Here is a 13,069-nt window from a genome sequence, read left to right on the forward strand (position 1 = left end):
GGCCATCAGCGAATCTTGCTCCATTGGGCAGCGAGTTCCGCAACCTCCGCCAATTGCCGGGGGAGGCGGTAGAGATAGTGCGACGCGCCGACAATGCGATGATTCTCGACCCGATCGCCGCCCGCTGCGGACCAGCGCGCCACATCGCTCGGGAAGATGCCTGCGTCCGCGGTATATTCGAGTTGCAGGACGGGAATGCTCGTCTTCGCCAGATTATCCGGTCCGTCCGCGTTCGAGAGGTGCGACCATTGGCTGAGCCAGGAAGTCAGCGTGGTGAAGCGCGCAAGGTTGTTCGCCGAGAGATTGGCCTGTTGCGGCGTGTCGCCGCGGTTGCCGCCGGGCGCGCGGTCGTTGGGGTCGAGCCCCCGGTCGACGAAGCGCGGATCGGCATAAGTGCGATGAACGACGAAGGCCTCATCGCGGGCGCCACCGGGCCGTTCACGCAATATGTGCAGGCGCTCGACCGCCCAGGAGGTGATGCGTTCGCTGCGCGCGCGTTGGGCGGCGCGAACGCGCGCGACGAAATCGCTGGAAAATGGTGCCGGATTTGCTGGTGCGAAAATGTCCAGCGCCGGATCGCCGACATCGGGATTCCGCTCGTCGATCACCGCCGCGTCGATATAGGTCGTCATCAGTGTCGAGCGACCGGGATGCCCGGCAAGCAGGATCAGGCCGTCCGCGGGCGGCATCTCCTCTGCGACGAGATGTACCGGATCCCCGGCAGGCGTATGCGTGAGGGTGATCCGCTCGGCCTGCGCCTGGTAGAGGGCAGTCAGCGACGCGCCACCGGAATTGCCGAGCAGCACGACACGCTCGAAACCCTGCTCGCGAAGATAGCGTACGCCGGCGCCGAGATCCTGGATCGCATTTTCCATGATCAGCGTTTGGTCGCCGCCCGCGTAGCGCGTGTTGAGCGCGAGCACTGCCAGCCCGCGCGCGTTGAGCGGCTCGATAAGATAGTGGCTCATCATGCTACTGGACGGATGGATCAGGATGGCCGCGACGCGCGCGCGGGCTGGCGCCGCGAGCATGCCGTAGATGCGCGGTGCGTTGAGCTGGAGTCCCGATTGGGTCTCGAACGTCGCCCCGATCCGGATCGGCAATGCGACGTGGCGGCGTTCGATCATGCGAGGTCGGCCGGGGTCGCCGTCACACCGCCTCCTCGTCGACCGCGTAGCCGGGCTGGGATGTCACCCCGCGCTCGACCAGAGCCGCAATCTCCTGCTCGCTTAGCCCGGCCTCCCTCAGAATCTCCACGCTATGCTCGCCCAGACCGGGCGGTTGGCGGCGGATCGAAGGCTGCGATTCGCTCCAAGTGGAGGGTATCCGGACCTGGCGGACCTTGCCTTCGGTCGGGTGATCGACAACGGGCAGGTAGCCGACTGCCATCAGGTGCTCGTCCTCCATCAGCGTGTCGAGATCGTGCAGCGGCGTCACCGGAATGTCCGCCGCGAGGAGCACCTCCAGCCACTCCGCGCTCGTCCGCTCCCGCATCGCTTCCGAGACATAAGCATAGAGATCATGCGCATGATTGGTCCTGGTGCCGATATTGGCGAAGCGCGGATCGCTACGAAACACCTCTCCCTGGCCGATCAGCTCCATGAAAGTGCGCCAGTGCTTGTCGGTATAGATGATCGAGCAGATGCGTCCGTCTTTGGTCGTGTAAGGACGTCGCTCCTTGGTGAGCGTGCGCTTGTAGCCCGCCGGCCCCAGCGGCGGCTCGAACGTCTTGCCGCCCATGTGATCGCCTAGTACCCACTGTGCCATCGTTTCGAACATCGGCACTTCGATCTGCTGCCCGCGGCCCGACTTCTCGCGATGGATCACCGCGGCAAGCAAGGCGACCGCGCTCGATACGCCGACCGCGCGGTCGTTCATCGCCATCGGCACATAATGCGGTTCTTCCGAACCCGCCTGGACCAGCATCGACGGCAGCGCGGTGACGCCCTGGATCAGGTCCTCATAGGTGGGGCGCCCGTCATAGGGCCCGCCGGCGCCATAGCCGACCAGATTGACTAAAATCAGCCGCGGATTGCGTTCGCGGAGAGCATCCCAGCCGAGCCCCAGCCGGTCGAGCGCGCGCGTGCGGACGTTCGTCACGATCGCGTCGACTCCCTCCGCGAGCTTCAGCAGCGCTTCCTTGCCCGCCGGGTCCTTCAAGTCGAGCACGATGCTGCGCTTGTTGCGGTTGGCGTGGAGGAATACCCAGCCCATATTCTCACCGCGCATCGGCGTGACGTGTCGGGTCGTGTCGCCCTGGTGCGGCTCGATCTTGATGACGTCGGCACCGAGGTCACCCAGGATCTGGGTCGCAAACGGCCCCATCACGACCGAGCTCATGTCGATGATGCGAAGCCCGTCGAGCGGCGGTGGCGAAGTCATTCCAGTCTCCTCAAGCTAGGATGGGCACCAGTACGTTACCCTCCATCAGGCGGCGCGCCGTCCGATAGGCGACCGCACTGTGCGTTCGAAAACCCCCGTCGGCGGCAATCACCTCGGCCGCCACCGGCACCACGCCCGAAGCGGTTCCGATCCGGAGATCGCCCTGACCGCGTGCGCTGTTTGCTAGGGCATCATGTACGATCGTGCCGGGGATGCGGGCAGCGACCGCGACACACAATGCCCCGGTGAGGGGGACCGCGCGATGCGACTGGCCCATCGAGATCATGCGCACGCAAAGATCGAGCGAGCCGCTATCCAGCGATGCGCCATCGAGCGTGCGCATGGTGCGGGCCGGCGCGACCAGCGCGATTTTGGGGCTGGATTGCGAGTCGTGGCTGACCGCCTCGGGCGTCGCGCCGAAGCCCATGCGAACCCCTGCCGCCGCGCGGATCGCTTCGAGAAGCGCCCGGCTGGCGACATCGGCATCCAGCTCTTCTGGCAACTCGGCTCCCGTCAACCCGAGGTCGGCGGCGCCAACGAACACGCAAGGATTTACGGCATCGACGAGCGAGGCCCGGATCGAGCCGACGCCGGCGATGTCGAGTAGGTCCACCGGCTGTCCGCTAGGCAGCAATCGCCCGGTGCGGCTGCCGTCGGGATCGACGAATTCGAGCCTGATCGGCGCGCCGCCGAAACTGAGGCCGGGGATCACCAGCGCGCCATCGACCCGTGCCTTGCCATCGCGGACGGGGACGTGCGCGCGGATGACCTTGCCGGTATTCACGGCGTGGATACGCACGATCGCCATGGCGCCCTTGGTGGCGATCAGTCCTTCATCGACCGCGAATTGGCCTGCCGCGGAGGCCAGGTTGCCGCAGGTCCCGCCATAATCGACCAGCGGAGCGCCGACCGAGACCTGGACGAAGGTATAGTCGAGATCGGCGCCCTCGCGGGTCGGCGGCCCGATGATGACCGCTTTGGAAAGCGACGACAGGCCGCCGCCCATGCCGTCGAGCTGGCGTCCGTAGCTGTCCGGACTGCCGAGCGCGCGCAGGAAGATCGCATCCCGGGCAGACCGGTCTTGCGGCAGATCGCGGACGTGGAAGAACAGCCCCTTGCTGGTACCGCCGCGCATGAACACGGCGGGAATCGAGAGCATGCCCGCGGTCATTCCACTCTCAAAGGGATGCCTCGCCCGCAAGCTTCGCCCGGCGTGCCGCGAACTTCGCGTCACGAAGCGCCAGGCTAGCATGCGCATCGGCTGCCAGCTCTGCCAGTTTCTCGGCGCCCGCCGTCTGGTAGGCCAGCTCGAGGCGGATGCCATTCGGGTCGAAGAAATAGATCGAGTCGAAGATCTTGTGATCGACGATGCCGAGCACTTCGATCCCGTGCGCTTCCAGCCGCGCCTTTGCGACGGAGAGATCCTCGCGGGATGCGACGTTCATCGCGAGGTGATTGACCCAGGCCGGTGTCTTCGGGTCGGGCGTGTATTCGGTGTCGTCGAGCAGGTCGAAAAAGGCAAGGCAGCCGCCGTCCTGCATCTGGAAGAAGATGTGGAAATAGGGATGATACTCGCCCGTCGACGGGACATGTTCGTGATAGACGGTGTGCACCAGCGGCATGCCGAGAATGTCTTCGTAGAAATGCCGCGTCTCCTCGGCATTCCGGCATCGATAGGCGAAATGGTGCAGCGACTGGACCGGATTGGGGGTCGTATTCACTACTGACTTGCCCCTTGCGCGCCGTCAGCCAGCCCCCACCGCCCCATCCACGATCGGATCGTGTTTACCGCCATCGGGAACCCCTCGGGCTGGTTGTAGAAATAGTGCGTCATGCCCTTCAGCGGGAAGAAATCGACGAGATGGGCAGGTGCGGCATCGCGGATCGCGCGGCCATGGACCATCATCGTGCCCTGGTCTGCCGTCATTGGCATCATGCCGATCGGCACCGATACATGCGGCAGGTTCTTCAGGCTGTCGCCGTTCGAATGAGTCGGGCTCCAGATGCTCAGCCAGTTGCGCAGCGTCGACATCCGCCCCATCGGGCCGGGCGCTTCGTTCGCGGCGCGCGCATCGCCCCAGATCGTGCCGACGGCGCGATCATCGGGGTCGATGGTCAGATCGAGGAAGCGAGGGTCGGCAACGGTGCGGTGCGTGATGAACGCGCGGTCGCGGATTCCCAATCCGGTGAGGCGCTTGAGTTCGGCGACAACGAAATCCTCGATGCGTTGGACGCGTGCCTTCTGCCTCAGCCGATATTCCGCGAGCCAACCGCGATCAAAAGGTGGTTCGCGCCCCGGAGCGTAGAGGTCGAATTCCGGGTCTCGCCGGTCGGGATCGCGCTCGTCGATCACGGACGGATCGATGAATTCCTGGTAGAGCTGGCTGCGCGAGGGGCTCGCCGCGATGAGCAGCAGTGCGTTGGCGGGTGCCAGCCGCGTCTTGGTAAGATCGGGCGGATCCCCGGCGGGCGTGGCGGTGATCGTGGGGTTCTCGGCCTGGCGCTGGTACAATGAGACTAGCGGGCCGCCGCCTGAAAAGCCGCACAGGATCACTTTCTGCCAGCCGTGACGCTCGCGCACCCAACGGATCGCTGCGTCTATATCGAGCAGGCAGTTTTCCAGGATGACCACGGCATCGTTGCCCGCGTAGCGCGTGTTCAGGCCCAGGATGGGGATGCCCGACGTCGCAATGGGCTGCAGCAAATGGTGCCCGTGAAAGTTCGACATCGGATGGACTATGATGATCCCTGTCGTCGCGCGTGACCCGGCTATCCGGACGAGATTGCCGTAGACGCGCGGATAGAGGCGCGCGATCCCCGAATGGAGTTCGAGACCGGATTGAATTGTGCCGGCCTCGATCGGGATCGCCTGAAGCAATTCTTCGAGCACGCTCTCTCCTAAAATTATGTATTGTTAAATCTATTACGTCTATGGGAGATTGCACAGCGATCGCAGGGGTGTCAAGCTGGCCTCCGGATCCGAACGGGAGTGACTGATGGCGGAGCGTTACGATCACATTCTCTATGAGGTGGAAAATGAAGTCGCGCATATCGTCCTCAACCGCCCGGAGAAGCTGAACGCGCTTGGCATGGGGCCGGGGTCGAGCCGGGACGAGATCGCGCGCGCGCTGACCATTGCCAGCGAAGACGAATCCATTGGTTGCGTGCTGATCCGTGCGGCCGGGCGTGCCTTTTGCGCCGGGGGCGACCTCAGCCGGGTCGGCGGCAAGATCGTGTCCGACACCGCGCGCGACAATCAGATTTTCAACGAAGACGTAATTCGCTTCAACGAGTCCGTGCGCCGGGTGCGTAAGCCCGTGATCGCCGCGGTCCACGGCCTGTGCCTGGGGACCGCGATGGGCTTCGTTGCGCAATGCGATTTCGTGATCGCCGCGGACACCGCGCGGTTCGGATTGATCGAGGGGCGCATCGGCCATCCCGGCGCGTCCGATCTCGTTCCCGTGATCGGAGCGGCCTGGACGAAATATCTGATCTTCACCGGCGAGATGATCGAAGCCTGGCGCGCCGAGCGCATCGGCTTGGTGCTTGCGGTGGAACCCGAGGCGTTGCTGCTAGAGCGCGCGGTTGATCTTGCCGAGCGCTTGGCGCGGATGCCGCGCGAGGCCTTGCACCTCAACAAGGCCTGCATCGAAGGCGTGCTCGAGAGCAGCGGCCGCGCCGCGGGAAGGGTCGCCGGTCGCGCGCACGATGCTATCACCAAGACGATGAGTTCGGTCGCGAAAGCCCCCGATGGTCGTTATTTCGAGGATATCCTCCGCGCCGAAGGCATGGAGGGGCTGAAGACGGCTCGCGCCGGGCAATATTCCACGCCTTGGCTGCCGGCATCCGGGAGTAAGTATGAGTCAGGAAGGAAGCGTTGAGCGCTCGATTGACGCGTCCAGTTCCTCATACTCGCCATAGCCAAGCGTCTCGTAGAGTTCGGCTCGCGTCTGCATGGCGTTCAGCTGCGCGGCGGCGCTGCCGTCCTGCGCCAGCGTGGCGTAAAGGGACTCTTGCGCGCGTGCGGCGACCCGGAGGGCGCTGACCGGCCAAATCACCATCCGGAATCCCATCTCTGCGAACTCGTCGGCGGTGAAGAAGGGGGTCTTGCCGAATTCGGTCATGTTGGCCAGCAAGGGCGCCTGCACCCGGGTTGCAAAGGTGCTGAACATCTCGGCGTCGTGCAGCGCTTCGGGGAAGATCGCATCCGCCCCGGCGGCGCGGTAGAGATTGGCGCGGTCGATCGCAGCCTCCAGGCCTTCCTGCGCAACGGCGTCGGTGCGCGCGACGATCACCATGTTGCGACGGGCACGGGCGGCCGCGGCGATCTTCGCGGCCATCTCGTGCGCATCGGCGAGCTTCTTGTCGCTCAGATGACCGCACTTTTTCGGGAGTATCTGGTCCTCGATCTGCACGGCTCCGGCGCCCGCTTCCTCGAATCGGCGGACCATGTGCATGGCATTGAGCGCACCGCCAAAGCCGGTGTCGCCGTCGACCAGCATCGGTAGATCCGCTGCGTGGAAGCATTGCCGGATGTGGAAGCACAGATCGTCGATCGTCGTGGTGCCGAGATCCGGAAGCCCCATCGCGGCCGATACTGCGGCACCCGAGAGATACAACGCTTCGAAACCCGCACGCCGAGCCTGGATCGCCGAGAGCCCGTTATAGACGCCCGGCATGCGGAGGATGTCGGGCTGTTCCAGTAGCGCGCGGAAGCGCTGGCCCGCCGGGATTGTGGAACGGTCGGCCGCAACCAGCGACACCATATCAGCGCGTCACGTCGATCACGATCCGTCCGCGCGTCTGGCCGGCCAGGATCTGGGGCGCGAGTTCGGGGAGCCTGCTCATCGGTTCGACGGAAGTGATGCTGGCAAGCAGGGCGGGTTCGAGATCCCGCGCGAGCCGCTGCCACGCGCGTGCGCGCTTGGCGAGGGGCGCCATAACCGAATCGACGCCAAGCAGAGCCACGCCGCGCAGGATGTGCGGAAGGACCGTGGCGGGAAGGTCCACGCCGCCGGCCAGGCCACAAGCCGCGACCGCGCCGCCATAGGCTGCCTGCGAGAGGACCGTCGCCAGCGTTGCGCTGCCGACCGAATCGACTGCCCCCGCCCAGCGCTCCTTCGCCAGCGGCGGTCCTTTCTCCTGCAATTCCTGGCGCGCCACAAAAGCGGTCGCGCCGAGGGAGGACAGGTATGCATGCGTCTCGACGCGCCCGGTGGAGGCCGTCACCCGGTAACCGGCCTTGGCCAAGAGTGCGATGGCGATCGATCCGACGCCGCCAGCGGCACCGGTGACCAGCACTTCGCGTTCGCCCTTGCCGACGCCCCAATCCTCCAGCGCATCGACGCAGAGCGCGGCCGTGTAGCCGGCGGTGCCGATCGCCGCTGCCTGCTCCAGCGAAAGCGCCTCCGGCAGGCGGACCAGCCATTCCGGTTTTACGCGCTGGTAACGGGTGTAACCGCCCTGCTCGATTTCCGACATGCCCCAGCCGTTCACGACGACCCTGTCGCCCGGGGACCATTGCTGCGATCGAGATTCGACCACAGTGCCGGCGATGTCGATCCCGGCGATCATGGGTAGGCGCCGGGCGATCTTCTTGCCCAGCACCGCCATCCCGTCCTTGTAGTTCAGGCTCGAAAAACTGACTTCGACCAGAACGTCGTGGTCGGGAAGATTCGCCAGCGTCAGGTCGCGCTCGCTGGCCACCTGCTTGCCATCAACGTCCTCGATCATCACGGCGCGGAATTTGGGCATCAGGTCCTCGATATGCAGCTTCGATCGGGTAAAATTACGGATAGGGCATTCAAATAGCAATATATGTAATTCAATGAACTGGCAGCGTTGTTGTCATCATCGATGCGAAGCCGAGTTCTGCTGAGATATCTGCGGCAAAATTTCGCAGCGAGACTGCTATTGCACTATCGGGAGAGACATTGAGTTCGCCAGCGGGGCCAAGGGTCGAGAGTGCTGCTACCAGCGCACCGCGATGGTCGAATATCGGTGCGGAAAGCGCATTGACGGTAGGATTCAGTCCGCCTTCCGTCGTGCCGAGTCCAGCCTTGACGACATCGTCAAACACCTTGTCGATTTCGAGTTCGGAGGGTGCGTGCCGCGACTCCTCGCCAAATAGCGCACCGACATCGCGGTCGATCAGCTTTTGCGTGAGAGTCCGTGGCAACCAGGCGCCAAAAACGAGCCCGGTGGCGGAACTCAGTATTGGCATGACCTCGCCGACGCGCGTGCCGATCGTGATTGGGCGACGTGCCTCTTCGACGGCAATGATCGTCGGCCCCTCATGGGCCCAAACCGCAAGCGCAACCGAAAATCCCAGGTCGGCGCAAATCAGCGGTAGCCGCGAGCCCCCGAGGCGGACGACATCGATCGATTGAATAGCGCGTAGACCCATCAGGCGTGCCATGGGCCCCAATTTGTACCGGGCGGTCGCTTCATCGCGCTCCACAAGCTGCGATCGGATGAGGCTGACCATATAGCGGTGGGCCTTCGCCGGAGGCATCCCGGCACTGGCGGCAAGCGTCTTCAGCATCGGCGGCGGCCTGTCGAAGGCATGCTCCATCAGCGCAGCCATCAGCCGCATGCCGATCTCGAGAGACTGGATGCCGAGCTTTCCGTCCTCTGTGTTTGCGGACTGCAACTCCAATTCGGAAGCGTCGTGAACGGGTTTTGAACTTCGAGGCAAACGGGCTGACTCCTTGTGGAGACGGGATGCTAGGAAGGGCTCCGGTCAAAGCCAAGCCAGCATGGGAAGGCGACTTGAAATTCGCGATTCCCGCCGTCCGATTAGTCGTGCGCTCCGGGGCGAGACAATCGTCGTTCCTTGATCCACTCCACAACACTGTTACTGCCGCCGTCCTGGGCGCTTCGCTCTTTCAGTTCCTGCCATCTCGCGACGTCCTGGGCAGCCTGCGCGCCATGCAGCTTCCATTCGGGAACGACATCCGCCGTCAGTTCAAGGCGGAGGCCGTTGGGGTCGTGGAAGTAGATGCTGTAGATGATCCCATGCTTCACGGGGCCGACATAATCGATGCCCTCTGCAGCCAGATGCCGGGCCCAGCCGTTGACAGCCTCGACCGATCCAGCATCCAGCGCGAGGTGATTGAATATATCGTAAGCGGGATGCGATGGAGCTGGGGCAGGCGGCAGATCGAGGGATTCGAAAAATGCGATCGTCGACCCATCGGCCATCTCGAAGAACAGATGGATGTAAGGGAAGGGGTCACCGGTCGATGGAATGGCATCATCGATGACGGAACTGACCAGCTTCATGCGCAGAACGCGGGTGTAGAAGTCCACCGTCCCGCTTACGTCGTGCGTGACATAGGCCGTATGGTGCACCATCCGCGGCGGCCCGGAGTTCAGGGTATCCTGCTGGTTCCGCACGTTGCCTCCGTTATCGATTCCGAAATTGGCATTCGCTGGGCTTTACCCCAACCGGCCGTGATTAAACATCATCATTCAGCGTATCGTTATAGAAAATATTCGTGCGACGCCAGTCGATTGGTTCGATGTGCGCGGCCGCATAAAACCGGGCTGGGATCGATCGACGAGATTACGCGACAGGCAGGACGGGTATAGGAGTTGATCACCGACTTCCTCGCGGAATCCTTACGTCGGTTGAACAAAATCAAATAAATCAGGTATCTTTTTATCCAATCCTCTCATTTGTTTCGGGCGAACTGAGTCGCCTGGCCACTCTGGAGGATCGCCATGTTGGAAAAGCTATGCCCCTTCGTGTTCAGCTGTGATGCTCATGTTGCGGAACCCCCGATCTGTTCGTCAAGAACGTGCCCAAGAATCTACAGCAATATGTCATCCGCAGCGAGGCGGATGGTAATATGCGGATCACCAAGATCGGTGACCAGATCATCTTGAAGATCTGGATCAATTTCCATACCCACAAGACCGGCGCCAGCGACGCAACCTTCAACGAGCAGGCGGCGGACAGGTTCTGCACCGACTCGAAGGACAATTTCGTTTCCGATTGCGCGGCCGATACCCGGCATCGTGGCGCACGCGATCTACAACTGCGTCTGGCTGATATGGACCGTGACGGCGATGATGCGGAACTGGTATTTCCTTCGCTCGGCCTGATGCTCCCCCGCATTGCCCACCGCGAAGCCCAGAGCGTAGCCTGCAGGATCTGGAACGACTGGGCCTGGGATTATTGCGCACCGGTTCGTGATCGCCTGATCCCGGCGGCGATGATTCCCCATGCATCGACTTTGAAGATGCGCTCGTAGAGTGCAAGCGAACGGCTGAAAAGGGATTTGCAACGTTCTGCCTCTGGGAAGGCCTCAACAACTACAACGATCCGCGCTGGGATTCGATTTTCGGTTTTGCTGGAGGCATGGGAATTCCGCTGGTTTTCCAAACTGGCGTCGGGGATATCAACATCCGCGCTTTGAAGGGGCCGGTGGGGCACTCTACAATTATACGCGCCAGATCAACGACGCGGTTGATGTAATCACGCAGTTGGTTGCTGCGGCGTTCTCGATCGCAATCCCAAGTCCCACATTCTCTTTGCGGAGCACAGCGCCGGCTGGCTTTGGGGCCTCGCTGAGCGCATGGACGAAGTTTACAACGAGCACGCTCCGTCGATCAAACCAAGGCTATTCCGCCTGCCGACCCAGATCGTTCGCGACCAAGTCCATTGCGCGCTGCAGAATGACGGCAACTCGTCGATGGCGATCCGTAAGGGAATAGGTATCGGAGCTCTCCTGTTCGCAACCGATTACCCCCACGCTGGACATTTCCGTTCTCGAAAAACGTCGTGGACAAAATGGTCGCCGACAATCCTGAAGTATCGATCGAGGAACTCGTCGCCGTTCTTGGCGACAATGCGGCGACGCTGTTCAGTCGTGCGAACCTTCAACCCATGGTCCAAGCGCGCAAAGCGGAAGTGATGGCGGCAGCCTGAAACACATATCAAAGCCTGTTCCCGGACTACCCGTCGATTCATTCTCCGATGGGGTCCTTTTTGAGGCGTAAGGCCGGCGGCGTTGATCGCCGCCGGTGATTTTCCTGCCAATGATCGTTGTGCCTTTGGGGCGATCTGCTTGGCGCATCGGAATCTACCGCCTGAAATTAGCGAATCCGTCGCTGACCAAAAAATTGAAAAATGCGTACGACTAGGTTTGCGCCGCTGCTTTGCGCGCTTCAGCGGCAGCCTCGAGGAGAGGTTTCAGATCTCGCTTCAGTACCTTGCCGTTAGGATTGTGCGGCAATGCGTCGAGGATAAGGATCGTGCGCGGCACCTTGTTGTCGGCAAGGTGCTCGCGGCAGAAGGCAGCGAGTTCCTGTTCGCTCACCGTTGCGCCGTTCGCGAGCGTGATCGCCGCCGCGATATCTTCGCCGAGCACCGGATGATCGATTCCGACGACCGCCGCATCCTTCACGGCGGGGTGCTGGTGAAGCACCGTTTCCACCTCCAATGGCGTGATGTTGTAGCCGCCGCGGATAATCAGCTCTTTCGAGCGGCCGCAGATGATCAGGTCGCCATCTGTATCGACGAATCCAAGGTCCCCGGTCCTGGTCCAGCCGCCACGGAACGACGCTGCCGTGGCTTCCTCGTCCCGCCAATAGCGGCGCGGATGCTTCTGGAAGCCGTAGATTTCCCCTACCACACCGGCCTCATTGATTACGGCGCCATCCTCGTCGCGGACCTGCATGTTGGCTGGGAGACGGCCGACGCAACCGGGTTTCAATACCTGTTCCTGGCTCGATGTGCCGACGCCGACTCCGCCTTCGGACATGCCGTAGCTGTTGCGCATCCTGATATGCGGCCAGAGCTTCAGCGCGCGCACGACGGAGTCGTTCGGCAATGGCGCGGTGCCCGTCATCAGATAGCGCACGCCGGCGAAATCGTAATTGGCCACCTCCGGGTGATCGAGGATCAGCCGCAGCATCGATGGTACGAGATAGACGAGGTTCGGCCGCTTATCGCGTACCAGCTCAAGGAAGCCCCTGGGATCGAATTTGGGCTGGGTATAGGCCGTCGCCCCGCCGCGCGCGGGCAGCATGACGATGCCCAGATTACCGCCCGATCCGGTCAGCGGGAGCGCGTGGAGCGTCGACCGCGATCGATCCATGTTGGTGCCGGTGACGCCGGTCATCAGATCGGGGTGGGAGACCACGACGCCCTTGATCTTGCCCGTCGTGCCCGACGTGGCGAGAATCTCCGCATCGGCCGCAGGGTCGAGCGCGGCCTGGTCCGGCAGGGCGGGGAGATCGCGCGGCATCGCATCCGTGGTCCACACCCGTTCCATCCCCAGTCCCTCGACGAGTCCGGGGATGTCGGTGATCGCGAAGCGGGGTTCGATCAGTGCGGCATAATCACGCACCTCCTTGGCGGAAAAGCGCGTGTTGATTGGCACCGCGATTCCCCCGGCGCGAAACACCGCGAACACCGCGATCGCCATCTCCACCGCATGCGCGTTGCTGATCGGCAGGAACACCCGGTCCCCCGGAACCAGACCCGCAGCGGCAAGGCCGCCGCCGATTTCGTCGGCTTCGCGGTCCCATTCGGCGAAGGTGATCGCGCGCCGCGTGTCGTCATGCGCGATATCGTCGCGCTGGTGCACGGCACGTACCTTGAGGGCGTCACTGATACGCTGGACCTTGCTTGTCATCTCTCGCCCCCGAAACCCTTCAATCTGCCAGATCGCTCTTG

Annotated in this window: 13 protein-coding genes; 3 read left to right on the forward strand and 10 right to left on the reverse strand. The window is 62.9% G+C overall.

Features of this window, described 5'->3' with window-relative positions; all coding sequences use genetic code 11:
• Positions 1–5: 5 nt before the first annotated feature.
• The 5 genes from F9288_RS12040 to F9288_RS12060 are packed head-to-tail and all read right to left on the reverse strand — an operon-like array spanning position 6 to position 5,272.
• A complete protein-coding gene (locus F9288_RS12040) occupies positions 6–1,127 on the reverse strand; it encodes a S9 family peptidase (protein ID WP_174837014.1) in 1,122 nt (373 codons plus the stop codon).
• 22 nt (positions 1,128–1,149) lie between these two features.
• Positions 1,150–2,382, reverse strand: coding sequence for a CaiB/BaiF CoA-transferase family protein (locus tag F9288_RS12045; protein WP_174837015.1), 1,233 nt, complete (start codon positions 2,380–2,382; stop codon positions 1,150–1,152).
• Positions 2,383–2,392: 10 nt separating this feature from the next.
• Positions 2,393–3,553: a 2-methylaconitate cis-trans isomerase PrpF family protein gene (locus tag F9288_RS12050; RefSeq protein WP_217482509.1), complete on the reverse strand. Its 1,161-nt coding sequence runs from the start codon at positions 3,551–3,553 to the stop codon at positions 2,393–2,395.
• 7 nt (positions 3,554–3,560) lie between these two features.
• The gene (locus F9288_RS12055) at positions 3,561–4,103 is read right to left on the reverse strand and encodes a VOC family protein (RefSeq protein WP_174837016.1); all 543 of its coding nucleotides are present in this window, start codon (positions 4,101–4,103) and stop codon (positions 3,561–3,563) included.
• Positions 4,103–5,272, reverse strand: coding sequence for an alpha/beta hydrolase (locus tag F9288_RS12060; RefSeq protein ID WP_174837017.1), 1,170 nt, complete (start codon positions 5,270–5,272; stop codon positions 4,103–4,105). The genes F9288_RS12055 and F9288_RS12060 overlap by 1 nt, the downstream gene beginning before the upstream one ends.
• Positions 5,273–5,378: 106 nt before the next feature.
• Between F9288_RS12060 and F9288_RS12065 the strand changes: the two genes are divergently transcribed.
• Positions 5,379–6,263 (forward strand): enoyl-CoA hydratase/isomerase family protein, encoded by an 885-nt coding sequence (locus F9288_RS12065; protein ID WP_174837018.1) that lies wholly within the window; start codon positions 5,379–5,381, stop codon positions 6,261–6,263.
• Here the strand turns inward: F9288_RS12065 and prpB are convergent.
• From prpB to F9288_RS12085, 4 genes are all read right to left on the reverse strand, one after another.
• Entirely contained in the window at positions 6,246–7,148 is a 903-nt protein-coding gene (gene prpB, locus F9288_RS12070) for a methylisocitrate lyase (protein WP_174837019.1), read from the reverse strand. The two genes, F9288_RS12065 and prpB, sit on opposite strands and share 18 nt — an antisense overlap.
• Before the next feature lies 1 nt (position 7,149).
• Entirely contained in the window at positions 7,150–8,136 is a 987-nt protein-coding gene (locus tag F9288_RS12075) for an MDR family oxidoreductase (RefSeq protein WP_217482510.1), read from the reverse strand.
• A gap of 70 nt (positions 8,137–8,206) precedes the next feature.
• A complete protein-coding gene (locus tag F9288_RS12080; protein ID WP_174837020.1) occupies positions 8,207–9,040 on the reverse strand; it encodes an IclR family transcriptional regulator in 834 nt (277 codons plus the stop codon).
• Positions 9,041–9,180: 140 nt separating this feature from the next.
• A complete protein-coding gene (locus F9288_RS12085; protein WP_254620858.1) occupies positions 9,181–9,780 on the reverse strand; it encodes a VOC family protein in 600 nt (199 codons plus the stop codon).
• 455 nt (positions 9,781–10,235) lie between these two features.
• Between F9288_RS12085 and F9288_RS12090 the strand changes: the two genes are divergently transcribed.
• The gene (locus tag F9288_RS12090; protein WP_174837021.1) at positions 10,236–10,640 is read left to right on the forward strand and encodes a hypothetical protein; all 405 of its coding nucleotides are present in this window, start codon (positions 10,236–10,238) and stop codon (positions 10,638–10,640) included.
• A gap of 530 nt (positions 10,641–11,170) precedes the next feature.
• Positions 11,171–11,317 (forward strand): hypothetical protein, encoded by a 147-nt coding sequence (locus tag F9288_RS12095; protein WP_174837022.1) that lies wholly within the window; start codon positions 11,171–11,173, stop codon positions 11,315–11,317.
• Between the two features lie 211 nt (positions 11,318–11,528).
• Here the strand turns inward: F9288_RS12095 and F9288_RS12100 are convergent, their stop codons facing one another.
• Entirely contained in the window at positions 11,529–13,028 is a 1,500-nt protein-coding gene (locus F9288_RS12100; RefSeq protein ID WP_174837023.1) for a class I adenylate-forming enzyme family protein, read from the reverse strand.
• Between the last annotated feature and the right edge of the window lie 41 nt (positions 13,029–13,069).

Source organism: Sphingomonas sp. CL5.1 (assembly GCF_013344685.1).
GTDB lineage: Bacteria > Pseudomonadota > Alphaproteobacteria > Sphingomonadales > Sphingomonadaceae > Sphingomonas.

Coding starts and splice junctions, on each gene's coding strand:
- F9288_RS12090 (WP_174837021.1), top strand. CDS start 10,236: ATGCGGATCACCAAGATCGGTGACCAGATCATCTTGAAGATCTGGATC.
- F9288_RS12045 (WP_174837015.1), bottom strand. CDS start 2,382: ATGACTTCGCCACCGCCGCTCGACGGGCTTCGCATCATCGACATGAGC.
- F9288_RS12065 (WP_174837018.1), top strand. CDS start 5,379: ATGGCGGAGCGTTACGATCACATTCTCTATGAGGTGGAAAATGAAGTC.
- F9288_RS12100 (WP_174837023.1), bottom strand. CDS start 13,028: ATGACAAGCAAGGTCCAGCGTATCAGTGACGCCCTCAAGGTACGTGCC.
- F9288_RS12040 (WP_174837014.1), bottom strand. CDS start 1,127: ATGATCGAACGCCGCCACGTCGCATTGCCGATCCGGATCGGGGCGACG.
- prpB (WP_174837019.1), bottom strand. CDS start 7,148: ATGGTGTCGCTGGTTGCGGCCGACCGTTCCACAATCCCGGCGGGCCAG.
- F9288_RS12050 (WP_217482509.1), bottom strand. CDS start 3,553: ATGACCGCGGGCATGCTCTCGATTCCCGCCGTGTTCATGCGCGGCGGT.
- F9288_RS12075 (WP_217482510.1), bottom strand. CDS start 8,136: ATGCCCAAATTCCGCGCCGTGATGATCGAGGACGTTGATGGCAAGCAG.